This is a genomic window from Cryptosporangium minutisporangium (assembly GCF_039536245.1).
Lineage (GTDB): Bacteria > Actinomycetota > Actinomycetes > Mycobacteriales > Cryptosporangiaceae > Cryptosporangium > Cryptosporangium minutisporangium.
Window position 1 is genome coordinate 50,472 of record NZ_BAAAYN010000047.1, and the last position, 20,991, is coordinate 71,462.

The 20,991-nt window shown below is 70.6% G+C and carries 22 protein-coding genes and 2 pseudogenes; 15 read left to right on the plus strand and 9 right to left on the minus strand.

The features are described 5' to 3' along the window. Positions 1-226 precede the first annotated feature (226 nt). A complete protein-coding gene (locus ABEB28_RS33160) occupies positions 227-880 on the plus strand; it encodes a CBS domain-containing protein (RefSeq protein ID WP_345732203.1) in 654 nt (217 codons plus the stop codon). A gap of 101 nt (positions 881-981) precedes the next feature. Here ABEB28_RS33160 and ABEB28_RS33165 read toward each other — a convergent pair whose 3' ends face one another. Next, on the minus strand, positions 982-1,422 hold the full coding sequence (locus tag ABEB28_RS33165; protein WP_345732204.1) for an Hsp20/alpha crystallin family protein: 441 nt from the start codon (positions 1,420-1,422) through the stop codon (positions 982-984). Between the two features lie 313 nt (positions 1,423-1,735). On the opposite strand from ABEB28_RS33165, the gene ABEB28_RS33170 reads away from it, so the two are divergent. The 3 genes from ABEB28_RS33170 (at position 1,736) to ABEB28_RS33180 (ending at position 4,134) form a co-directional block, all read left to right on the plus strand. Beyond that, positions 1,736-2,437 carry a CBS domain-containing protein gene (locus ABEB28_RS33170; protein ID WP_345732205.1) on the plus strand — a complete coding sequence of 234 codons (702 nt, stop codon included), beginning with the start codon at positions 1,736-1,738 and terminating at the stop codon, positions 2,435-2,437. Positions 2,438-2,466: 29 nt separating this feature from the next. Continuing rightward, positions 2,467-3,012, plus strand: coding sequence for a flavodoxin family protein (locus ABEB28_RS33175; RefSeq protein ID WP_345732206.1), 546 nt, complete (start codon positions 2,467-2,469; stop codon positions 3,010-3,012). 417 nt (positions 3,013-3,429) lie between these two features. After that, entirely contained in the window at positions 3,430-4,134 is a 705-nt protein-coding gene (locus ABEB28_RS33180; protein ID WP_345732207.1) for a GNAT family N-acetyltransferase, read from the plus strand. A gap of 165 nt (positions 4,135-4,299) precedes the next feature. On the opposite strand, the gene ABEB28_RS43240 is transcribed toward ABEB28_RS33180, so the two are convergent. Beyond that, complete coding sequence (locus ABEB28_RS43240; protein ID WP_376980449.1) at positions 4,300-4,407, minus strand: hypothetical protein; 108 nt, start codon at positions 4,405-4,407, stop codon at positions 4,300-4,302. Between ABEB28_RS43240 and ABEB28_RS33185 the strand changes: the two genes are divergently transcribed. From ABEB28_RS33185 to ABEB28_RS33200, 5 genes and pseudogenes are all read left to right on the plus strand, one after another. Next, the gene (locus ABEB28_RS33185) at positions 4,408-4,659 is read left to right on the plus strand and encodes a hypothetical protein (RefSeq protein ID WP_345732208.1); all 252 of its coding nucleotides are present in this window, start codon (positions 4,408-4,410) and stop codon (positions 4,657-4,659) included. Further along, positions 4,656-5,822, plus strand: coding sequence for a class I tRNA ligase family protein (locus ABEB28_RS33190; protein ID WP_345732209.1), 1,167 nt, complete (start codon positions 4,656-4,658; stop codon positions 5,820-5,822). The genes ABEB28_RS33185 and ABEB28_RS33190 overlap by 4 nt, the downstream gene beginning before the upstream one ends. 98 nt (positions 5,823-5,920) lie before the next feature. After that, positions 5,921-6,388, plus strand: a pseudogene (locus ABEB28_RS43245) (STAS domain-containing protein); the annotation flags it as partial. Between the two features lie 28 nt (positions 6,389-6,416). Next, positions 6,417-7,331, plus strand: coding sequence for a universal stress protein (locus ABEB28_RS33195; RefSeq protein ID WP_345732210.1), 915 nt, complete (start codon positions 6,417-6,419; stop codon positions 7,329-7,331). An 85-nt stretch (positions 7,332-7,416) separates the two neighbouring features. Beyond that, positions 7,417-7,593, plus strand: a pseudogene (locus ABEB28_RS33200) (6-phosphofructokinase); the annotation flags it as partial. Positions 7,594-8,219: 626 nt separating this feature from the next. On the opposite strand, the gene ABEB28_RS33205 reads toward ABEB28_RS33200, so the two are convergent. The 3 genes from ABEB28_RS33205 to ABEB28_RS33215 all read right to left on the minus strand — a co-directional run bounded on the left by ABEB28_RS33205 (position 8,220) and on the right by ABEB28_RS33215 (position 10,614). Further along, positions 8,220-9,008, minus strand: a complete 789-nt coding sequence (locus tag ABEB28_RS33205; protein WP_345732211.1) for a sigma 54 modulation/S30EA ribosomal C-terminal domain-containing protein — start codon at positions 9,006-9,008, stop codon at positions 8,220-8,222. Positions 9,009-9,139: 131 nt separating this feature from the next. After that, complete coding sequence (locus ABEB28_RS33210; RefSeq protein ID WP_345732212.1) at positions 9,140-10,168, minus strand: Acg family FMN-binding oxidoreductase; 1,029 nt, start codon at positions 10,166-10,168, stop codon at positions 9,140-9,142. Next, entirely contained in the window at positions 10,165-10,614 is a 450-nt protein-coding gene (locus ABEB28_RS33215; RefSeq protein ID WP_345732213.1) for a pyridoxamine 5'-phosphate oxidase family protein, read from the minus strand. Before ABEB28_RS33215 ends, ABEB28_RS33210 begins: the two co-directional genes overlap by 4 nt. A gap of 198 nt (positions 10,615-10,812) precedes the next feature. Here ABEB28_RS33215 and ABEB28_RS33220 point away from each other — a divergent pair, with 198 nt between their 5' ends. Then, positions 10,813-11,007, plus strand: coding sequence for a DUF1918 domain-containing protein (locus ABEB28_RS33220; protein ID WP_345732214.1), 195 nt, complete (start codon positions 10,813-10,815; stop codon positions 11,005-11,007). 265 nt (positions 11,008-11,272) lie between these two features. Here the strand turns inward: ABEB28_RS33220 and ABEB28_RS33225 are convergent, their stop codons facing one another. The 3 genes from ABEB28_RS33225 to ABEB28_RS33235 all read right to left on the minus strand — a co-directional run bounded on the left by ABEB28_RS33225 (position 11,273) and on the right by ABEB28_RS33235 (position 13,844). Continuing rightward, positions 11,273-11,743 (minus strand): pyridoxamine 5'-phosphate oxidase family protein, encoded by a 471-nt coding sequence (locus ABEB28_RS33225; RefSeq protein ID WP_345732215.1) that lies wholly within the window; start codon positions 11,741-11,743, stop codon positions 11,273-11,275. A 367-nt stretch (positions 11,744-12,110) separates the two neighbouring features. Further along, positions 12,111-12,698 carry a dihydrofolate reductase family protein gene (locus ABEB28_RS33230; RefSeq protein ID WP_345732216.1) on the minus strand — a complete coding sequence of 196 codons (588 nt, stop codon included), beginning with the start codon at positions 12,696-12,698 and terminating at the stop codon, positions 12,111-12,113. A 249-nt stretch (positions 12,699-12,947) separates the two neighbouring features. Further along, on the minus strand, positions 12,948-13,844 hold the full coding sequence (locus ABEB28_RS33235) for a TetR/AcrR family transcriptional regulator (RefSeq protein ID WP_345732217.1): 897 nt from the start codon (positions 13,842-13,844) through the stop codon (positions 12,948-12,950). 127 nt (positions 13,845-13,971) lie between these two features. Here ABEB28_RS33235 and ABEB28_RS33240 point away from each other — a divergent pair, with 127 nt between their 5' ends. The 5 genes from ABEB28_RS33240 (at position 13,972) to ABEB28_RS33260 (ending at position 19,560) form a co-directional block, all read left to right on the plus strand. Then, positions 13,972-14,880, plus strand: a complete 909-nt coding sequence (locus tag ABEB28_RS33240) for an ABC transporter ATP-binding protein (protein ID WP_345732218.1) — start codon at positions 13,972-13,974, stop codon at positions 14,878-14,880. After that, a complete protein-coding gene (locus ABEB28_RS33245) occupies positions 14,877-16,466 on the plus strand; it encodes a hypothetical protein (RefSeq protein WP_345732219.1) in 1,590 nt (529 codons plus the stop codon). Before ABEB28_RS33240 ends, ABEB28_RS33245 begins: the two co-directional genes overlap by 4 nt. A 167-nt stretch (positions 16,467-16,633) precedes the next feature. Next, entirely contained in the window at positions 16,634-17,008 is a 375-nt protein-coding gene (locus ABEB28_RS33250) for an ArsR/SmtB family transcription factor (protein WP_345732354.1), read from the plus strand. An 80-nt stretch (positions 17,009-17,088) separates the two neighbouring features. Further along, positions 17,089-18,759: a SulP family inorganic anion transporter gene (locus ABEB28_RS33255; RefSeq protein WP_345732355.1), complete on the plus strand. Its 1,671-nt coding sequence runs from the start codon at positions 17,089-17,091 to the stop codon at positions 18,757-18,759. A 279-nt stretch (positions 18,760-19,038) separates the two neighbouring features. Continuing rightward, a complete protein-coding gene (locus ABEB28_RS33260) occupies positions 19,039-19,560 on the plus strand; it encodes a nitroreductase family deazaflavin-dependent oxidoreductase (RefSeq protein WP_345732220.1) in 522 nt (173 codons plus the stop codon). Between the two features lie 270 nt (positions 19,561-19,830). Here the strand turns inward: ABEB28_RS33260 and ABEB28_RS33265 are convergent, their stop codons facing one another. Continuing rightward, the gene (locus ABEB28_RS33265; protein ID WP_345732221.1) at positions 19,831-20,784 is read right to left on the minus strand and encodes a hypothetical protein; all 954 of its coding nucleotides are present in this window, start codon (positions 20,782-20,784) and stop codon (positions 19,831-19,833) included. Between the last annotated feature and the right edge of the window lie 207 nt (positions 20,785-20,991).

A 20,991-nucleotide genomic window follows, 5' to 3' on the forward strand; every position in this document is an offset into this window, starting at 1 on the left:
TCCCGGGCAGAGTCCCCGTCCCCGATCGACCGGGACCTTCGCCCCGGAACGAGCCGAAACTCCGTGCCCGACACCGGGACTTCAGGCTCTGCCGCGGGCGAACCGGCCGCGCCAGGCTCGAAGTGCAGGCGCCGGACGCCGACCGCGGCGACGGCGCACACCCGAGAGCGCCCGCGGCGCGGGAACGGAGCGAACCGTGTCACACCACCGAACCCTCCGGGACGTCATGACGACGCCAGTCGCCACCGTTGGTCCGGACACCCCAGCGAAGAAGATCGCTCAGGTCCTGGACGCGCGGCACATTCACGCCCTGCCCGTCCTCGACGAGCAGCGCAACGTCGTCGGTGTCGTCTCCGAAGCGGACCTGCTGCACAAGATCACGTACGCGGACCTCACCGACGCCGACACCGACGGTTGGACCAGGTTGTTCAGCCGTCGTTCCGGGGCGAAGGCCAAGTCGCGGGCGTCGGTCGCGCGTGAGCTGATGACTGTTCCTGCGGTCACGGCACTGCCCGACACGACGGTCGTGGAGGCGGCACAACGGATGGAGCGGTACGGCGTCAAATGCCTGCCGGTCGTCGACGGCGTCGGCGAGTTGCTCGGCATCGTGACCCGCAAGGACATCGTCGGGGTGCTGCTCCGTCCGGACCAGCAGATCCACCACGAGATCCTCCACGACGTCCTCGGCCGGGCGCTCCACCTGGACGCGGCGGACCTGGCCGTCGAGGTGACCGACGGCGTCGTGACCTTGCGCGGTCAACTCGACCGCCTCACTCAAACGACCGTTGCCGTCGGTCTCGCGAAGCGTGTCGACGGAGTGGTCGGAGTGAAGAACGAGCTCACTTACCTCACCGATGACACCGTGTACGCGGGTCTGTGACGAGCGACAACGACGGAGCACCGGTGCGGCCCGGGCCGTACCCGTGCTCCGTCGTCGTCGATTCCGCATCTCTTTCGTGCAGGGAACGAACGGAACCGGCCCTACTTCTTCTTCGGCTGCGCGATCGCCACGGCACGGAAGGCCGGCGGGGCTTCGCTGACCTGCGCGGTTATCTCCAGGATCCCGTTGGTATAGGTCGCGGTGACCGTGTCCTCCTTCGTGCCCTCTGGCAGGTCGATTCGCCGTGCGAACGCCCCGTACCGGAACTCCGACCGGGTACCTTCCGACTTCTCCTCACGGCGCTCGGCCTTGATCGTCAGCGCACCGTTCGCGACCGTGATTTGGACGTCCTCGTCCGGGTTCACTCCGGGCAGTTCGGCCCGGAGGACGTAACGGTCCTTCTCACGACGCTCCTCAAGCCGGATGCCACCACGTGCGTGGCCCAATGCTGGCCAGACACCCAGCGGTGGAATGCCTTCCTCGACCCAGTCGAACAAGTCGACCAGCGTCGGCGGGTGCGGACGCTTCGCCACTGTCGTCACCTCGACGGCCCTCCTTCCTTCGGCGCGGGACGGTTCGTTCGACCATCCCATCTCCATCGCATCTCGCATCGAGGACCTCCAGTAGGGGCGAACGGCCGGCGGAGGCAGGACCTTCGCCGGGCAGAACCCACGTCCGCCTCGTCGGACACATCCGTTTCTCGGCCTGGCGATCAGCGCCTGACCTCCGTCCGGTCCGCTCGGGACTTCCTCCTCTGCTCCCAACGCCGCCCGGAGCGAAGCATGGAAGTGAGCGGAGAACCGCGGCTGTGCCGTGGCCACCGCGACAACCGTGGCACCTCGAAGGGAGCGCGCGATGACACACCGCACCGTGAAGGACGTCATGACGACCGACGTCCGGAGCGTCTACCTCGGGTCGCCGGCCAAACTGATCGCCGAGCAGCTGGACTGCGCCGGGATCAGCGCGGTGCCGGTGCTCAACGACGAGGCCGCTGTGGTCGGCGTCGTGTCCGAGACCGACCTGCTGCACAAGATCACCTACCAGGACGAGGGCGACGACTGGCCGCGTCTCCTGCGGCGACACCGCACGGACCGCGCCAAGGCCGCGGGGCTGGTCGCGCGGGACCTGATGACCGCTCCAGCGATCACGATCACGCCGGACGCCACAGTCGTCGAGGCGGCCCAGCTGATGGAGCGCCGCGGTGTCAAGCGGATGCCGGTCGTGAACGACATCGGCAAGCTCGTCGGCATCGTCAGCCGCGGCGACCTGATCCGGCTGTTCGTCCGCACCGACGCAGCGATCCGTGACGAGGTGCAGGCCGACGTCCTCGACCGCGTGCTGCTCTCCCCCGCCGGGGTGACCGCCGAGGTCACCGACGGGGTCGTGACGCTCGGCGGAACGCTCCCGCGCAGGAGCGACACCGAAATCGCCGTCGAGTTCACCCGCCGGATCGACGGGGTGCTCGACGTGGTGAGTGCCCTCGCCTACGTCGACGACGACACCAGCTACCGCGCGATGCGCCAGCAGGTCAGTTACCCGTCCGGCCCGTTCCTCTGAGGACGGCCCATCAAATCGAGGAGGTCGTAATGAGGTCCCTGGTGGTCGTCGAGTCGATGTTCGGCAACACCCGCGCCGTCGCTGACGCCGTCGCCGATGGGTTGGCCGCGGCCGGGCCGGTCACCGTGGTGACGGTCGGGGACGCCCCGTCCGCTCCCGAGGAGGACGTGGCCCTGCTGGTTGTCGGCGCGCCGACCCACGCGTTCTCCCTCAGCCGCCCGAACACCCGCCGCGCCGCCGAAGAACAAGGCGCGGAGCACAGCACCACCGGGCTCCGGGAATGGCTCGCGACCCTACCGCCGGCCGGCAGTCCCGACCGGTCGGCGGCCACGTTCTCCACTCGGATCCCGAAGAAGTTCGTTCCCGGCTCCGCGGCCAAAGCAGCCGCCCGGCGGCTGAGCCGTCTGCGGTACCGGCTCGCGGCCCCACCAGAGGACTACTTCGTCCTGGACACCGCCGGGCCGTTACGCGCGGGAGAGATCGCCCGTGCCCGGGCGTGGGGACAGCGGCTCGCCGAGGCCGTGAACTGCCGAGCCGAAGCCTCGCGCGGTCGCACAGCGGAAGGAGATGCGTGAACGGCCCCGCGTACGGTGGGTGGATCCGCTCCCCGGTGACCGGTCTCCGGCGAGATCGCCGCGCTGGACGCCGCTGCGGACTGATCCCGCACGTCGAGTGGGAGGCGCTCACCTCAGGGCAGGCGCCTCCCGGTCGGTCTGCTGTTCAGAAGTGGCGTCCGGGTATCGTGCCGGACTCGAACCGCAGCGCCGCTCGTCGCCGTCGTCCGCCGCGTCGGCCCGTCCTTATGAACCCAGCCGACGCGTGTCCGCGCGCTGGGCCGCCGATCCAGTCTCCTTGCCGGGCGCGTCCCGGGAAAGAACCGCCGCCCCGCGCCGTCCTCCCGAAGGCCCCGAGTGCCTCCAGTCGAGTCGGCCCGGCGGACGGTCGTCGTGAGTACAGTGCGGTGCGCGGACGCCGACGGCGGGAGGGCCAGGATGAGGCCGAGTGACCGGCGGCCGGCGGCGATACCCCTGGAATCCCGACCTCCCGGCTACCCGGCGGAGTACGAGCGTCATGCGGACCTGGCCGACGGGCGTTCCGTGCGAATCCGGCCGATCGTGCCGAAGGATGCGATCGCGCTCGGCGAGGCCATCCGGACGGCCGACGCCGACACGCTCTACCGCCGGTTCCTCGGCGCCGCGCCCCATCTGTCCGAGAAGTTGCTCCAGCACCTGACCACCGTCGACTACCGAACCCGATTCGCCCTGATCGCGCTCGACGCCGACGAGGGTCGAGGGGTGGGTATCTGCCGGTACGAGCCGGTGGAACCGGGCGTCGCCGAGTTCGCCGTGGCGGTCGATCGGGGCTGGCGGCGGGTCGGGCTCGCCACCGCGCTGACCGAGTACCTCGTCCGCGCCGCCGCCGAGCGAGGTGTGCACCGGGTGCAGTCAGTCAGCCTCGCGGACAACACCCCGGTCACGAGGTTGGAGTCGCTCGCGGGTCCGGCCGGTCGGCAGGTGATCCGGATCGGCCTGACGGAGTTCAGGCTGACGCTGGACCGGCTGTGTAGCGACGCTGCCGAGAATGGCCGGGACACGTCGGAGGTGGACGCAACAGCGATGGACGCCGAGCCCGCGGACCGCGCCGCGCCGGACGGCCGCCGCCGGCCCACCGGCAAGCGCAAGGCCCCGACCCACTGAAACCCGGTCTGGCCTTCGGACCGGGACAGCCTCCGAACTCGGGATCATCGACTGCCCTGCAAGTACCCGGACGTCAGTGTCCGACCCGCCGGTGCCCGGTCGCGACATTCCGGACGTGACTCGTTCCCGGCCCCAGGCCGTACGACGTGGCCCCGAACAACCGCATCAGGCGCGGTCATCGACGCGGCTGCGTAACGCGTCCACGACCTCCGAAACGCCGTCCACCTGCCGGGCCAGCGCGACCGCCAACTCCGCCTGAGTACGACGCTCCACGTGTCCGCGCAGCGTCACGACGCAGGGAGCTTCGCCGGGAGCCGGCGGACCGGCCGGATCCGGGAAGACCTCCCTCGGCGGGTCTTCGGCTGGTTCGTGCTGACGGTCGGCACGTTCGTCCTCGTTCAGCAGCTCCCAGCCGGTCCACGGGGCTCCGCGTGGCTGCGGATCGTCATCGCCGGAGCCGTAGCCGCCGCATCGGTGGTGATCCTGGCCGCCTGGCGGCACCCTCGGGCCAAGATGGTGTCATGAGTAGCCAGTCTGTCCCTCCGGTCGGCGTCGAGCCCGGCGGCGGATCCGAACTCCGGTCGCGCACCGGTGAGTTCGTCCTCGGCGGGAAGGGCCTACCGCTGCTGAGCCCGACCCGGATCTACACCTGCGGCATCACGCCTTATGACGTCACGCACCTCGGGCACGCGGCCACCTTCGTCTGGGCCGATGTGCTGTCCGCGGTGGTGACGCTCGCCGGCGCGAAGCCCGTGGCGGCCCGGAACGTCACCGACGTCGACGACGTGCTCACGGTCGCCGCCGCGACACGCGGCCGCGACTACGACGAGTTCGCCCTCGTCCAGGAGTTCCTGTTCGACCGGGATATGACGGCCCTGCGGGTGACTCCGCCCGCCCACGCGCCGCGCGCGCGGCACCACGTGCCCGACGTCCAGCGGATGGCGGTCGCATTGCTGGCCAACGGCCGGGCCTACGAACGGGCCGGACACGTGTTCTTCCGCGGCTCCGACGTGCCAGCCCGGTGTGGCATCGACACTGCGACGGCTCGGACCCTCGTGGCGGAGCAGGGCGACGATCCGGACGACCCACTGCGGAACGACCCGTTCGACGTGCCGGTCTGGCGGCCGTCGCGGGAGGAGGAGCCCGGCTGGCCGAGCCCGTGGGGCCGAGGCAGGCCGGGCTGGCACGCGGAGTGCGCGGCGATGGCGCTGGCGGTGCACGGCCCCGTGGTCGACGTGGTGGTCGGAGGTGCCGACCTCGTCTTCCCGCACCACGCCTACCAGGCCGCCATGGCCGAGGCCGCGACCGGCGCCGGACCGTTCGCTCGAGGGTCGCTCCACGTCGGCAGCGTCCACCGGGACGGGCAAAAGATGGCCAAGTCCACCGGCAACCTCACGCTGGTGGCTGATCTCCTGGCCGACCACTCAGCCGCCGCGGTCCGCCTTCTCCTGCTCGACCGGCGGTACGACGCCGACTGGGAGTACCACGAATCCGGGCTGGCCACGGCCGGACACCGCCTCGAGCGGCTCTACGCGGCGGCCGGCCGCCCGTCCCGATCCGCCTCGGCTCGCGCGAAGGTGGGCACGGCGCTCCTCACAGACCTGGACGTGCCGGCCGCGCTCGACGTCGCCGAAGAGTCGGGCGGCGAGGCCGCCCGATGGCTGCTCGCCACGCTCATGCTGGGCTGAGACACCGTTACCGGGTACCAGGGGCCCTACCCGTTCCGCGCCACGGTGACGAGGCTGGCCGCAGGACGAGCTGACGATCCGCTACGACGCATCCGCGGCCGCGGGCGGTCCTCGTGTTGAGCGGCCCGCTGGACGCCCAGCACTGCCGCCTCCTGCGAGAGGCCCTCGACATGGCGCGGCCGATCCGGCCCGGTGAACCCGTGGACATCGACCTCTCCGCGGTGAGCCGACTCGGCGTCGCGGCCAAGGTGTGTTTGGCCGCGGCCGTCCGCGACGGTCAGCGGACCCGACGGCCGCTCATCCTGCGGAACGTCCCGCCGCAGGCCGGTCCTGAGCTACAGCTCCCGCATCCCGAACGGCCCTTACTCGCCTCTGACCGGTGTGCGTCGCCGGCCCCGAAACGCCTCGGGAACAGTGATGAACCTTCCTTCGCCCAGCGCGTCCGCCGGTCAGGCGATTGTTCCCCCGGTCCTGAGGCACGTGCCCCGGCCTCGGCCCATGCTGCCGCGGTGAGCAGGACCGGATCAACGTCCCTGTCGCCGCAGCCCCAACCGTTGGGAGCATGACGGGAACAACCTACGAGGAGGGCACCCCATGTCCAGTTCGGAGCATCGGGACACCGTGGTCGTCGGAACGGACGGATCGCCGCACGCGGATATCGCGCTCCAGTGGGCGCTGCGATACGCCGAAGCCCGTCAGCTCGCCGTTCGGATGGTCACGGCAACCGAGTGGCCGGCCGCTGCGAACTCGGCTACCCGGTACGCGATCAACGACACGATCACCGCGGCTCACGACGGCGCCCGTCGCATGCTGGACGCAGCGGTCGCGCGTAGCCGTACGAGTCATCCCAGCCTGGAGATCACCGGCGAAGTGTCGTCCGAAGCCGCGGTACCGGCGCTCCTGGCCGCCTCCGAGAACAGTCACCTACTCGTCGTCGGTCGGCGAGGACTGAACCCCGTCATGACCGCGTTGCTCGGATCGGTCTCGACCTCACTGGTCAACCACGCGCACTGCCCGGTGGCGGTCATCCACGAGGATCGGCAGACGGGCGACGACCGCCCGGTCGTCGCGGGCCTCGACGGATCGAAACGCGACCTGGCGACGCTGCGAGTGGCCTTCGACGAGGCCGCCCGGCGGGGCGCGCCGCTGGTGGCAGCGCACGCCTGGAGTGACGTCCCGCTGGCCGAGCTCGTTATTCTGGGCTCCCGCGCCGTCCATTCGTACGAGGAGCTGCGGGCCGAAGCCTCGACCTTGGTCACGGACCAGCTGGCGGCCTGGCGCGCGCGATACCCGGACGTCACGGTCCAAACCTCGATCCACAACGACCAGCCCGCGGCGACGCTCATCGAACTAGGTCAGGGCGCCGGACTGCTCGTTGTCGGGTCCCACGGCCGCGGTGGGTTCGCCGGAATGGTGCTTGGCTCGGTCGCACGTCGGGTCGTTCACCACGCGAACTGTCCCGTGATCGTGGTCCGCGGGGAGCCTCGACCGGACACGGACGAACGCTGAGTCTCCCTTCGCCGACCCGTGCTACGAAACACCGCATCATTCACATCGGCGTGCTCACCGGCGGCTCGCGGTCGTCGGGGTGCCGTTCGACCGGGTGCTGGCCACCCGATTCGGTCTGCACGCGATCGAGGCGGCGCAGGAGCGGGACTGGGGTGGCGCTGCGTGGCACCGACATCGTCCGCGTCCCGATCGAGGACGCGACCCGAGAGCTGAAGACAGTGCCCTGAGCCGCTACGCAGAACCAGAAGTCATCTTCGGCTGATGGTCGGGGTCCGGGTCTCGAGCAACTCCGCGCGCCTGGCGGCGCTCCCAAGCCAACTGCTGCGCGGCGGACGTTCGGCCGCGCAGCAGTCCACACGGGCTTCAGTTCGGCCCGGATGCCCAGGGATCAATGAGTAATAGGCGTGCCGCGGTGCGCGATGCCCCTCGGAAGGCGCGGACGGTGCGCGGCCGGACGGACAGCCGGCTGCCGGTGGCGGATCCAGGAGACGGTTTCGCCTACCCCAACGCTGAGCAGCAGCAGGACCGTGAGTCCGACAACCACTCCGAGGTAGATCGTGATCGGCACCAAGACGCTGGAATCGAACATGACATCTCACCGTCCTCCATGGATCTTCGTTCGCATCTCCAGGCTATGGCGGCTGGTTACCGGCGAGTAGGGTCCAAAGACCTGCTGTGCGCCGGCCAGCGAAGGGCAGCCGGGCCTTCCGGCCCTGAGTACGCGCTCCGTCTTTCGGCTTGGCAGTCCGCCTCGGCAGCGTCGGCTATACGGAACGAGCCTGGCAGGACGACGCCGTCTTCGAGATCGCCTAGAACGTCCTGACGCATGGAGCCGCCCCGGCGGGTCGGAGGGACATCCGACCCGCCGGAGCGGCGGTCTAGAGATATTCAGTCGAGCGTGACCAAGCCGAAGTGCCCGTCCCGCTGAACGTGCAGCACGGCACCCCGCCCAGTAGCCAGATCGGCGAAGAACACGTACGGCTGACCGGCGTACAGCAGACGCTCGGCGGCTGCCTCGACGGTCAGCTGCGGCGCGTCCTCGACCTCGATCGAGACCGCGGTCGCCGGCGGGGTGACGAGCGGACGGTGTCGCACCCGCGCGAGCCGGTACCCGCTCGGCCCACCCCGGAACACCACCGAGTCCTCCGCCGCCTCGACGTCGTGGAACAGGTGGAACTCGCGGTCGAGGGCCTCGAGATCGGCGATCGCCTCGTCCACTGTGCATGCCGTCGGGGCGTAGGTGCCGTGCGGGTGGATCTCCCGCTCGTCATCGGCCTCCCCGAGGAACGCCGGACGCCGGCCGTGCCCGTGCCGGGTGTGGTGGCGATCCAGCCGCTCGATCGCCGTACGCAGCGAGTGCTGCAGCGCATCAAGCCCCACCCGTGCCGACTCCGCAGTCGTCTGCACACGCACCAACCGCCCGTTGACGTTCACCAGCGCCGTGGAGACCACCGGCCGGGGCAATGCCGGATCCGCGAACCGCACCAGCCGCACCGACGCCCGCAAGATCGGGAACGGGCAGTGCCGGACCGCAGCGCGAACCTTGCGTCGGGCGTAGTCCGGAACGTCGGGCGCGAAATACCCTTCGGTGGTGACCTCCACCGCCAGGTCCGCTGGTGGGATCTCCTGCGGTGCCGCGGGGTGACGGTCGAACGGGGCCATCTTCTGGACGCTCATCGCTGACCTCCTTATGGCCCCAGTCTCATCCGCCCCACTGCCTCCCGACAGGGACGAAAGTCCCGGTCGGATATGACGTCTGCCCAGGACGCCGGAGGTTGGCGTGCTGGTGCGCGGCGGGCTCGACGATCTCACGCGGGAGTCGCTCCGGGCGGTGTCTCGTCCACCTCGACGACCTCGTCGTGCGACCGCCGGTGCGCCCCCGGCACGCCGAGGTCGGCGGCGGCTACGCCGACCCGCAGCACTACGTAAGGATGGCCCTGCCAGTACAGCAGCCGCCGCACCGTCAACCGGGTACTCGCCACCTCGACCAGGTCGGTCATCGGCGAGGTGGCGAGCCCCAGTTCGGCGGCGCTCAGAAGCACTGCCGAGAGCGCCTGTCCGGCCCGCAACCACGCCCGCCGACCGTCCTGATCACCCCACAGGATCAGGTACCGGGCGCCGCTGTCATCACCCGGCCCGGCGGCCAGCTGTCCCTCCGCGTCCTCCGCGAACGGCCGCAACGGCACCGGACGCGGGGTCCCCGGCACCGTCACGTCGACCGGAAGGCCATCGGACGCACCCGGCGGCCGGTGAGTCCACTGCTCCAGCTCCGCCCGCTCCGCGGGACCGGCCAGTTCGAAGGTCGCGGCGAACGCGGCAGCGGCGGCCAACACCGGCACTTGATCGGTCTCGACGACGTGCACCTGCACACCGTGGACGGACGCCGCCCGTGCCAGCGCGTCGAGTTGGTCCTCGGTCACCAGGTCCGGGCCGAACGGCCGCCGATCGGTGTGCCGCCGCAGCGTCGTCTGGTATCGCCGGTAGTCCTCCGCGACAGCCGGTCGGGACTCGGCCGGGTAAATCGTCGCCAGCAAGTCCGGGTCGCTGGCGTCCGGCAGCAGCTCGACCTGAGCGAGGTATCCCTCGACGCGCAATGCGATGACCGCGTACTCCAGCGCCGCGCCGCAACTCGTGGTCAGCATCCGGCCCTCCGGATCGAGGGCAGCAAGCCGGCGTTGCGGATCGGCCCGCAGGTCCAGTGACCCCTCGTCGACGACCCAGCGCCAGGGCTGGGTGTTGAGCACCGAGGGCGCCCGTAGCGCGGCGGTAGCTGCTTCGTCGAGGGCCGCACTGAGCGGTCGCTCGGGCCGAGGCGGCGGAGCGGGCGAGGGAGTCATGGCGTCTCCTCAGCGGTCAGCGGCGGGCCGACGTCGGCGCCGCCCAGGTACGAGCCGGTCAGACATTGCAGCGGGATGCACAGCGTCCGTAGTCGAAGGCCACCGGCCGACCAGCGCGGGGCCCGCTGCGCGAGCCCCGCGAGCTGATCGACGTCGGTGATTTCGTACGCCTCGCCCAAGCCGAGCACCGTCCAACCCGCTGCGGTCTCCGGGTCGATTTCGTCGGCCTGGATACCGATCACTCGGCCGTGCGCCCCTCTGGCCAACGAACTTCCAGGTGCGGCACGGAAGACCACAGCCTCTCCGTCCAGTACGTACCCCACGGGCAGTGCGGCCGGCATCGCCGCGGCGGTGAACAACACACGTCCCACCCGGTGGCCGGCGAGCAGACGGAGGCAAGCGTCCCGGTCGATCACGGTACGCGCGAGGTCGGCTGACGTGTCCATGGGTTCAGACTTCTTCAGCCGCCCCCGCACGGCAGGTGCCGTAGGTCCCGAGTCCGGTGGTCCTCCGTCCGTGACTGCTCGATCAGCGCACGGCGATCACCGGACAGGTATCACCTCGGGACCTTCGGCTCTGACCAACGCAGCGCGGCGGACGGAGGCTGGAACCGAGCAACCGACCATCCCGGAAGGAACCGTGCCATGAACGCGCATGTCGGAGACGAGATCATGCTCCGTCCGCCCGGTGCAGCGCATCCGATACGCGACGGCGAGATCATCGAGGTCGCCGGCCCGGACGGCGAACCGCCCTATCGGGTGCAGTGGGACGACGGGCGGGAGTCGCTGCTGTTCCCCGGCCCCGACGCGGAACTGCGTCACCTCCATCACTGTGGCTGACGCAGCCGGCCCCGCCAACGGGGTGATAGGTCCGGTCGGCGGCGCCACGACCACGCCGCCCAAGTCAACGACCCGCTCCAGCGCCTGGGCGAGGTCGTCGACCCCGACGTAGACGGTCGCGTACGGTGGCGCGACTCCGGAGCCCGCATGAGGCAACCGGGAAGACCATCGGGCCCGGCGTCGACCGGCCGGTACACCGATTCGCAGTCGATGACCGACCAGCCGAACAGCTTCTCAACCTTCCCGAGGGGGTCCGGCCGCGTCCTCACTTCACCGGGGCGCGTCCACGGGCGAGCGCCGGCGTCCGCATCTGTCGCAGCGAGACGCCGATGCCGTAGGTGACGAAGTCACCCACGGGCTGCAGCTCGATCACCCGGCTGACGCGCTGCGCATCGGGCGGCAGGAGCGAGCTCAGCCGCTCCGGCACTGGTAGTGCGCCGAGCGGCCCAGCCGGATGGACGATCGCGTCGGCTTGGAAGCTCACCGTCGCAGGCGGAATCGGGAAGAGCAGCGCAAGCAGGCCGCCGCGGCGGATCGGCACCGTCACCGCCACCCGTCCGTGCAACGGAATGTGCTTGGCCTTCCAACTGTCCGCACCGACCACCGTGTACAGCCGGCCGTCCTCTACCGTGTAGACGACACCGCTCGACCGCGGCCGCCCGCTCGGCGTCACGTGACTCAGGACCGCAAACGACGCCCGGTTCACCGCATGCCAGACACTCTCGGTCGTTGGCATGGTGGTAACGCTCATCACCGCGTCCGCGGAACCCATCGCTGTCGCCATGACACACCTCCTGGCGTTCGGACCGGCCGGCGGTTCCGGCCGCTCGCCCGCCACCTCAGGCATAGCGCCTCACCCATGCGACGGGCCAGAGTCGACCGGCACGTCCCGGCGGGACCTTCGCACCCGAGCGTCGGCGACGTCAGAAACACGTCCGGATCGGAGACCGCAGCAGCATGCTGATCGCGTCTCGGCTCGCCACTCGTCCACCGCCGACATCGGGTGCGATGAGCCCGAGCGTCGCGACGGGCGAGCCGTTCGCTGTGCCGGCTGGTCGTGCGGACACAAGGCGCCCGAACCGGCGACCCGAGTGGTCACCGCACTAACGACGCACCAGGTAACGCAGGTGGAGCACCCGGTCTCCCCTGATCACCACATGCGGATCCTCGAGGAGGCATTGGCTGTCCAGCGACCCGAAGTATCGCTTCCCGGAACCGAAGACCACCGGTACGACGTCCATCGCGACCTCGTCCACCAGACCGAGAGCCATGGCCTGACCGGCGACGTCGCCAGCCGACACCGCAACCGTGCGGTCACCGGCCAGATCCTTGGCCTTCGCGATCGCTGCCGCCACGTCGTCGATGAAGTGGTAGTGCGATGCCTCCGGGTGCCACCCCTCCGGTCGCGGCCGGCGTGACACGACGACCACGTGCTCGCCCGCCGGAGGCGTGGCCTCCCAACCATTCGTGATGTCGAACAGATGGCGGCCGATCACCGTCGTGCCGATGTCGTCCCACATCGGCTGGGTGTACTCCGCCGACACCCGCGAGACCTTGCTACCGAAGCCTTGTTTGCTCCGCAGCGGCGTGTCGCCGTTGTAATACCAGTCGAACAGCGGGCCGATGTCGTCGGAGGCGTCTGCGATGTAGCCGTCGACCGACACCACCGCGTGCGTCAGAACTGAGCCCATCGGAATTCCTTCCTTCCACTCGTGGGGCCAGGCCCTTAGCTGCACAGCGGCCCGGCAACGGGACGCCTCATCCTGTCGAGGTCGACAAGCTGTCGTCTTCGCTGTCCCTACGTATCCACAACTACGTCCCCGGACGTATGACTAAATCTCGTGGAGACCTCAGTAGCGTCGATCCGACGATGCGCGTCGCGATAGGCGAACGAGTTCGGGGCCGCGCACTGCTCGTTGGGCGGAGCGCCGTTTGTGGAGCTAGTCAGACCTCGGGGCGGAATCGGGAGCGCGCTCGATCATCGGCACCCCCTCGAGCAGTTGCCGCAGCTCGGCCAGGCGGGCGTCGTCCCACACGACGTCGGGGTCCGGTTCGAGGAACGTCATCGCGATGCTCGCGGCACCGAGACCCGCCAAGGACCAGTCGGCAGCGGTGCTCGCCCCGGTCGGGTTCCCGGTGCTCCGCCGGTTGACCAGATCGGGGTGCGAGAGCTCCATCAACGCGAGACCGCGAACCTGGCCGCTGGCCAGCGTCGCGATCACCGTGTAGTCACCGCCGGACTCCGGCCGCAGGCGGAATCCCAGCAACTCGGCCAGGCTCTGCCAGCCCTGCGCGATCCGGTCGACGAAGCCCTGTTCCGAGCGGCCCAGCGCGGCGTGGATCTCGTCCCGCAGCGCCCCCAGCGGAAGGCTGAGGAACGTCGCCTGCAGTGCCAGGTACGTACGCCACTCCGGGGACTCGCGGATCGCCTGCTGGTCGCTGGCGGCGCCCAGCCGGATCAGTTCGCTCACCAGGTCGCGCCGGCCCTCCGGCGACGAGAGGTCGCCCGAACGGTCAGCGACGACCGAGGCGATCAGCGCTCGGCTGGTCTCGGCGCTCACCGCGGCCGCTGGTGCGGCCCCGCTGGCCAGTGCCCGCAGCAGGTCGCCGAAGAACAGGTCCTTGTAGGGCCATCGGCGGTACGCCGCGGTCCGGGACACACCGGCTTCGCGGATCACGTCTTCGAAGCTGATGTGGTCGAGGCCAACGGTCAGCCCGCTGCGATGCACCATCGCGAGGGCCGCGTCGAGGACCCTACGTGCGGTCTCCTCGTCGCTCAGCCGACGGCGGCGGCGGGTCGGCCCAGTGGCTAGGGGGTGCAGTTCTTCCTCAGACATGAAACACAATATTCCAAGTTTCGAGTTCGCTATCCTGAGACTCGGACGCTACTACCGTGCGCCGCTCCTCGTCGGGCGCAGGTTCCTCCCCCACCGCTGCACGGCACCGAAAGAGAGCTGGTCCGCGATGTCTCTGCCTCCCCCGATAGCCGTGGACGGGCTGGTCAAGCGCTTCGGGCGCTTCGCAGCCGTTGACGGGCTGGACCTGCGTGTCGCGCCGGGCGCTGTACATGGCTTCCTCGGCCCCAATGGGGCGGGCAAGTCGACCACGATTCGGCTGCTCCTCGGCCTGTACCGGCCGGACGCGGGCCGGGTCCGGGTCTTCGACCTCGACCCGGCCACACAAGCAGCCGAGGTGACGCGTCGGCTGTCCTATGTGCCCGGCGAGGTCAACTTGTGGCCGAATCTGACCGGCCAGGAAGTGCTCGACGCCCTCGCCGGGTTACGGGGACGCCGCGACGCCGCCACCGAACGTCGGCTGATCGACGACTTCGCGCTCGACACCCGCAAGCACGTCCACGCCTACTCCAAGGGCAACCGGCAGAAGGTCGTGCTGGTCGCCGCGTTCGCGGCCCCGACCGAACTACTCATCCTCGACGAACCGACCTCGGGCCTCGATCCCTTGATGGAGGAGGTCTTCCAGCGGTGCGCCCGGGAGGCAGCGAACGCCGGTCGCGCGGTCCTGCTCTCCAGCCACATCCTCGCCGAGGTCGAAGCGGTCTGCGAGTCGGTGACGATCATCAAGGACGGGCGCCTCGTCGAGTCCGGGCGGCTGACGGACATGCGGCACCTGGCGGCCTCGGTGATCTCGGCCCGGCCCACGAACGGTCAGCTGACCGCGCTCGCCGCCGAACTCGCCGCGTCCGGGGTCGACACGGCGCCGGCGGCCGACGGCACGCTACGGCTCAGCGTGCCGCGGCAACACGTGCCCGACGTCCTGGGGGCGCTCGCCCGAGCCCGCGCCGAGGACATCACCTGCGCCCCGGCGAGCCTCGAAGACCTGTTCCTGCGCCACTACCGAGCGGCCGCGCGATGACCTACCTCCGCTTGCTGGTCCGTCGACACCGGCTGCTGCTCAGCGCCTGGCCGCTGCTGCTGGTCGTGCTGACCGGCGCGACGGTGACGGCCTATCAGGACACCTACGCGACCGACGCCCAGCGGCAGGCCGCCGCCGAGCTGGCCCGGGAGAACGCGGCCAGCACGCTGATGTACGGGGAGCTGCCGGAGCCAGGGACGGTCGCCCAGATGTTCGCCTGGGAGGTCGGGGCGATCACGACGATCCTGGCCGCGATCGCCGCCGTCCTGGTCGCCGTCGCGGCCACCCGGGCGACGGAGGACGACGGGACGCTGGAGCTGGTCCGCTCGACCGGAACCGATCCGCGGACGCCGCTGCGGGCCGCGCTCGTCGTGCTCGTCGGGGTGGCGTCCGTCCTGGCCGTCGGATCGGCTACCGCGGTGGCCCTCGTCGGCGCCCTGGGCGGGGTCGACGCGGTCACTTCGTCGGGCGCTGCCGCGTTCGGGGCGGTACTCGGCGCCACGTTCCTGCTAGTCGGTACTGGAGCGGTGGTCCTGGCTCAAGTCGCGCCGGCAGCCGGCGGCGCCCGGGCGCTGGGCCTGGCCGCGGTTGGGCTCGCGTTCGCCGTGCGCGCGATCGCCGACAGCCAGGACCTCAGGTGGCTGAACTGGTTCTCCCCGCTGGGCCTGCGCGCGACCGTCCGGCCGTTCACCGATAACCGGTGGTGGGTGCTGCTCGTGGCGCTACTCGCCTCGGCCGCGTTGGCCCGGCTCGGCACGGCCCTCGCCGCCCGCCGTGAATACGGCGCCGGCCTCGTCCCCGCACCTCCGCTCAGAACCAGCCGCCTGCACGTCCGCAGCAGCCTCGGCCTGGCCGCTCGGCTCGACCGCCGCTCGATTCTGATCTGGACGGTCGGCGTGGCCAGCCTCGGGACCCTGTTCTCCGCGATGGGCTCCGGGGTCGTCGAGCAGAGCCGAGACCAGGAGCTCGATGGCTTCCTCGGCTCCCAACTGGGTACCGCCGACCCCGTCGCCGGCTACTTCGCCTACTCCGGCACGGTCGTCGGCTTGGTCGTCTGCGCCTACTCGGTGCTCTCGGTGTCTCGCTACGACCGTGACGAGACCGCGGGCCGCACCGCTCTGATACTCACGGCCGGTGTGCGCCGGTGGGTGCCGCTCGCCGCGCAGCTGGGCGCCACCGCACTCGGCGCCGCGATCGTGCTCACGGCGACCGGCCTGCTCGGCGCGCTGATCGCGCCGAGCGTCTTCACTGGCTCGTCGGTCGCGACCCGCGCGCTCGGGTACACGCTCGGCCAGTGGCCCGCCGCGATGGTGATGGCCGCGGTCGCGGCGCTGCTCGTCGGATGCCGACCGCGGCTCGTCTGGCTGGCCTGGGTGCCGCTCGCCGCCAGCGGCGTCCTCGCGCTGCTCGGGGAGTTGCTCGGCATTCCTCGTGCGGTCCGCGACGCCGGCATCTTCCAGCACGTCCCGGACATCGCCGGCCCGGATCCCTACTACGGCGGCCTCGCGCTGCTGCTCGCGGTGGCCCTGGTCGGTGTCGTGCTGGGCCTCGTCGGCGCCACGCGCCGGGACGTGGTCGCCGGCTGACCTGACCTCGGGCCCCCGGCAGCGGACCCAGAGCCGCGCACAGCGGCCCATGTCACGTTCAGGCGGACGCGGCCGCTGTGCCGTCGATCACCGCGAGTCGCGTCGACTGGACTTTTGGAGTTGAAAAGTTCTTCAATTGCTCAAGTCGTGGACCCCCGGGAGGCATGGTGCCGGTTCCGCTCTACCAGGCCAAGGCCGAGTTCTTCCGCATGCTGGGCCATCCCGTCCGCATCCGGGTGCTCGAGCTGCTCGGCCAGGGCCCTCGCCCCGTGCGAGACCTGCTGGCCGAGATCGACATCGAGCCCTCCAGCCTGTCCCAGCAGCTGGCCGTGCTCCGCCGTGCCGGCATCGTCGTTTCCTCGCGGGAAGGCGCCACCGTCACCTACTCGCTGGCCGGGCCGGACGTCGCCGACTTGATGCGGGCCGCCCGACGCATCCTCACCGAGATGATCACCGACCGGGTCGAGCTACTGGATGAGCTCCGCGGAGCAGAGATCGAGGCTCCGCCCGCTCCCTCCGGTGACGCGGCGAGCAATCGGTGACCACCTCGGCGGTGGTCGCGCTTCGGCAGGTCGGACGCGCCTGGCGCGGTGTCCTGCCCGAGCGTGCGGATCTGTCGACGATGCGGCGTCGACCCGGCCGGGACCTCGTGGCCGGGGTCACCGTCGCGGTCGTGGCGCTCCCCCTGGCGCTGGGTTTCGGTGTCGCCTCCGGTTTGGGAGCGGCAGCGGGTCTGGCCACCGCGATCGTGGCCGGCGCGGTCGCGGCGATCTTCGGTGGATCGAACCTGCAAGTTTCCGGGCCGACCGGCGCGATGACCGTCGTCCTCGTCCCGATCGTCGCCACCTACGGTGCGCCGGGCGTCCTCACCGTGGGAGTGCTGGCCGGGCTCCTGCTGATGGTGTTGGGGCTGCTCCGCGTCGGACGATACATGCGGTACGTGCCCGCCCCGGTCGTGGAGGGCTTCACCGTCGGGATCGCGGCGGTGATCTTCCTCCAGCAGGTACCCGTGGCACTCGGGACGGACGGCGGTAGCGGGACGAACGTCACCGCAGCGGCGGTGCACGCAGTGATGAGCTTCGCTGCTCATCCGCACTGGCCGGCGATCGGCCTGTCGGCCGGGGTGGCGCTCACCATGCTGATCGGTGCCCGGTGGCGTCCCAGCATTCCGTTCTCGCTGCTGGCCGTGGCGGCGGCGACCGTCCTCACTACTGCGGCGCAGTTGGACGTCGTACTGATCGGCGCGCTACCGGCGACCCTTCCGGCGCCCTCCCTGTCCTTCTTCCACCTGACCGCCGACTCCGGTCTGCTCGCCGCGGCGGTCGCGGTCGCCGCGCTGGCGGCCATCGAGAGCCTGCTCTCGGCCACCGTCGCGGACGGCATGACGGTCGGCTCCCGGCACAACCCTGACCGGGAACTCTTCGGCCAAGGGCTGGCCAACCTCGCCGCTCCCCTGTTCGGCGGCGTACCGGCCACCGCCGCGATCGCCCGAACCGCGGTCAACGTCCGATCCGGCGCCTCCTCCCGGCTGGCCGCCCTCACCCACGCGCTCGTCCTCGCCGGAGTCATGCTGGTGGCCGCCCCACTGGTTGCGCAGATCCCGCTGGCTGCGCTCGCCGGAGTACTGCTGGCCACCGCCGTCCGCATGATCGAAGTCGGATCCCTCACGGTCATGGCGAAGGCTTCCCGCTCCGACGCGGTCGTCATGGCACTCACCGGAACCGTCACGCTCGCGCTGGACGTGGTGAAGGCCGTCCTGCTCGGTCTGGTCGTGGCCGGCGCGCTCGCGCTGCGCAGCGTCGCCCGCGCCGCCACCGTCCGGGAAATGCCGCTCGACAGCACCGACCACCGGACCGAAGAGCTCGAGCTTCTCCGCCAGCACATCGTCGCCTACCGGCTCGAAGGTCCGCTCTTTTTCGCCGCCGCGCACCGGTTCCTGCTCGAACTCACCGAGACCGCGCACATCGCGGTCGTGATCCTCCGCCTGTCCCGCGTCACCGCGATCGACGCCACCGGCGCACTGGTCCTGCGCGACGCCGTCGACCGGCTGGAGCAGCGCGGCACCATCGTCCACCTCTCCGGCCTACGGCCTGAACACGAACGAGCGCTGAGCGCCGTCGGTCTCCTCGCCCGCCTCCGCACGGCCGGCCGCTGCCACTCCTCGACCCCCGAGGCCATCGCGGCCGCCCAGGCCGACATCGCAGCCGTCGTGGACCCGGTCACCCCGGCGAACGACAGTCCGCCGTCCCAGGACGGTGCCGGACGGGAACGAACCGATGCGTCCGGACGCTAGGCACCGCTGATCGACGGCGGGCCGTGATCGGGTGCCCTCGGCGTCGGTGCAGCTCGGCCGGCGCTGGCGCGGTACCCGAGCGCCGCGACGAATACAACGGCGACCACGGACAACGCGCGGCCACAGGCGCATCGGACGTCGGGGGCCGAAAGTCCCTGGTCCGCGGAGCGTTCATATCCGATGCTCAGCTGCGTGGACGAGCCAGCAGGGCCCACCACCGTCCTGGCCAGCCCTCGGAAGGGCCCGACCCATGGACCGTTGTTCGTTACGGAGGGCTACATGACAGAAGGCGAACAGCGCACCTCGTCCGACGACGACGCGGCACGGAGCCCGATCCGGTACCGCCCCAAACGATGGATGTACCGCGGCGGTCGGCCACATTGGCTCGCGCGGACGATGAACACCCTCTCCGCCTGGCTGTACGCCAGAGGGTGGCTGACCTCCGGCCGCGGAGCCGTCCTCGAAGTCCGGGGCCGACGCAGTGGCACCAAGGTTGCGGTACCCGTCGTCATCGCCGACTACGAGGGCTGCCGCTACCTCGTCTCGATGCTCGGAGCCAGAGCCAACTGGGTCCTGAACGTGCAAGCAGCCGACGGAACAGCAACGCTCGTCCACAACGGCGAACAAGTAGTCCACCTCGTCGAGGTCCCCATCGATGACCGGCCGCCGATCCTCCGCCGCTATCTGGAGGTCGCACCGGGAGCCCGACCGCACATCCCGGTGGCCCGCACCGCGCCACTCAGCGACTTTCGACGAGTCGCGGAACGGTACCCCGTATTCCGCATCGACGACCGACCTTAGGCACGTCCTCCGACCTCCCGGCCGCGCACAGTCCTAGAGTCCGAATCGGACGGTTTTCCGGACATTGCAGCCCGACTGCGTCGGCGGAACAGCCGTGGCCTGGACGTACCGTGCCTCACGGTGGGGAGCTGTCCTGTGGCAGCCGGCTGGAGAGGATGCCCAGGTGCCGCGGCAGTCAGCGGTGGCCCAAGGAGCGTGAACCGCCGGCTGGCCGAGACCGGGTGGGGCACCGCGACCAACCGGGTTGCTGTCCGCGCCCGCGCGGCGACGTCACGCCGCGGGCAGGTTCAGTTGAGTGACGTAATGCCAGACCTGCGGGGGACAGGGACCCCGGTAGCGGCGGAAAGCCGGGTACGGCACCACGTGGCGTCGTAGCTCCAGCCAACTGTCGTGATCGGCCGCGGCGTCCCACCCGGCGACCGGCAAAGGGATGTGGTCCCGGCGACCGGACTTGTCCTGGCTGGTGCTCTTCAGTACCTCCGCGTAGCCCGGCCACGTCCGCAACACCACCACCGGACGGTCCTTGGACTCGTAGCTGTCGACGAACCGAACCTCGGCCATCCAGATCTGCCCCGGCGCCGGTATTTGGCCGTAGCCCGCATCGGATGGTTCGTGACGCTCACCCGGCCAGCGCGTCCCGGGACGCAGCAACGCCCGTGCTGCCAGGGCACCCACACCGAGCGCAACGAGTGCGGCATACCCGGCGAGCAGCGCGACCCCGGCCCAGGCCCCCGACGACTGCGGCCCGGCGGCGACCGCCACGGCGACGCTCAGCCCGCCCCACACCGCGGCCCGGATCAGCGCGGACCTCGGCGAGTGCCGGTCGACGAGTCGCCAGCCGCCGATGAACAAGACAATTGTGAACAGCGCGACGCCGACCGCGACGCCGACCGTCCGGGTCACCGGCAAACCCCGAACATTTGCCCCCACGACGGCGGCGACCACCGCAGCCAGCAATACCGCGGCGCGGACTGCGACACCGCGCATCCCGAGCCCGCCGTGCCCCCGTGGGCCGTACCACCAGGCGAGCAGGTAGGCGACCACCGGACTGGCGGCCGCAATCGGCCATGCCTCGGGATACTCCTCGAGCTGCCGGGACCAGTCGGGCTCCCCCCGGACCGCAAGGATCAGCAGCATGGCCGGATACCCGAACACCGTGGCAGCCACCCACAGCGCCGGCAACGACAACACGAGCGGAAGACATCCGCGGGCGGGACGAGCCATAGTGGAGCACGCTAGCTGGCGACAAAAGCGCTATGCCCCCGGGGGGTACAGCCTCCATGGGAGGCGCCGTGAGGAATGGACACAGCGGCCGCGATCCGTCTCGCTCTTCGACCGCCTCCCCAGCGGCGCACTCGCCGGGGCCCGTCAGCTACGGCCGCCGGGCGTCTAGGTCGAGGTCGACGACCAGATCGCCGCGATCGGAGTCGC

Excerpts from the sequence above, each read along its gene's own strand:
- ABEB28_RS33160 (WP_345732203.1), top strand. The coding sequence starts at position 227 with ATGACGACGCCAGTCGCCACCGTTGGTCCGGACACCCCAGCGAAGAAG.
- ABEB28_RS33170 (WP_345732205.1), top strand. The coding sequence starts at position 1,736 with ATGACACACCGCACCGTGAAGGACGTCATGACGACCGACGTCCGGAGC.
- ABEB28_RS33175 (WP_345732206.1), top strand. The coding sequence starts at position 2,467 with ATGAGGTCCCTGGTGGTCGTCGAGTCGATGTTCGGCAACACCCGCGCC.
- ABEB28_RS33180 (WP_345732207.1), top strand. The coding sequence starts at position 3,430 with ATGAGGCCGAGTGACCGGCGGCCGGCGGCGATACCCCTGGAATCCCGA.
- ABEB28_RS33190 (WP_345732209.1), top strand. The coding sequence starts at position 4,656 with ATGAGTAGCCAGTCTGTCCCTCCGGTCGGCGTCGAGCCCGGCGGCGGA.
- ABEB28_RS33195 (WP_345732210.1), top strand. The coding sequence starts at position 6,417 with ATGTCCAGTTCGGAGCATCGGGACACCGTGGTCGTCGGAACGGACGGA.
- ABEB28_RS33205 (WP_345732211.1), bottom strand. The coding sequence starts at position 9,008 with ATGAGCGTCCAGAAGATGGCCCCGTTCGACCGTCACCCCGCGGCACCG.
- ABEB28_RS33210 (WP_345732212.1), bottom strand. The coding sequence starts at position 10,168 with ATGACTCCCTCGCCCGCTCCGCCGCCTCGGCCCGAGCGACCGCTCAGT.
- ABEB28_RS33215 (WP_345732213.1), bottom strand. The coding sequence starts at position 10,614 with ATGGACACGTCAGCCGACCTCGCGCGTACCGTGATCGACCGGGACGCT.
- ABEB28_RS33220 (WP_345732214.1), top strand. The coding sequence starts at position 10,813 with ATGAACGCGCATGTCGGAGACGAGATCATGCTCCGTCCGCCCGGTGCA.
- ABEB28_RS33225 (WP_345732215.1), bottom strand. The coding sequence starts at position 11,743 with ATGCCAACGACCGAGAGTGTCTGGCATGCGGTGAACCGGGCGTCGTTT.
- ABEB28_RS33230 (WP_345732216.1), bottom strand. The coding sequence starts at position 12,698 with ATGGGCTCAGTTCTGACGCACGCGGTGGTGTCGGTCGACGGCTACATC.
- ABEB28_RS33235 (WP_345732217.1), bottom strand. The coding sequence starts at position 13,844 with ATGTCTGAGGAAGAACTGCACCCCCTAGCCACTGGGCCGACCCGCCGC.
- ABEB28_RS33240 (WP_345732218.1), top strand. The coding sequence starts at position 13,972 with ATGTCTCTGCCTCCCCCGATAGCCGTGGACGGGCTGGTCAAGCGCTTC.
- ABEB28_RS33245 (WP_345732219.1), top strand. The coding sequence starts at position 14,877 with ATGACCTACCTCCGCTTGCTGGTCCGTCGACACCGGCTGCTGCTCAGC.
- ABEB28_RS33255 (WP_345732355.1), top strand. The coding sequence starts at position 17,089 with ATGCGGCGTCGACCCGGCCGGGACCTCGTGGCCGGGGTCACCGTCGCG.
- ABEB28_RS33260 (WP_345732220.1), top strand. The coding sequence starts at position 19,039 with ATGACAGAAGGCGAACAGCGCACCTCGTCCGACGACGACGCGGCACGG.
- ABEB28_RS33265 (WP_345732221.1), bottom strand. The coding sequence starts at position 20,784 with ATGGCTCGTCCCGCCCGCGGATGTCTTCCGCTCGTGTTGTCGTTGCCG.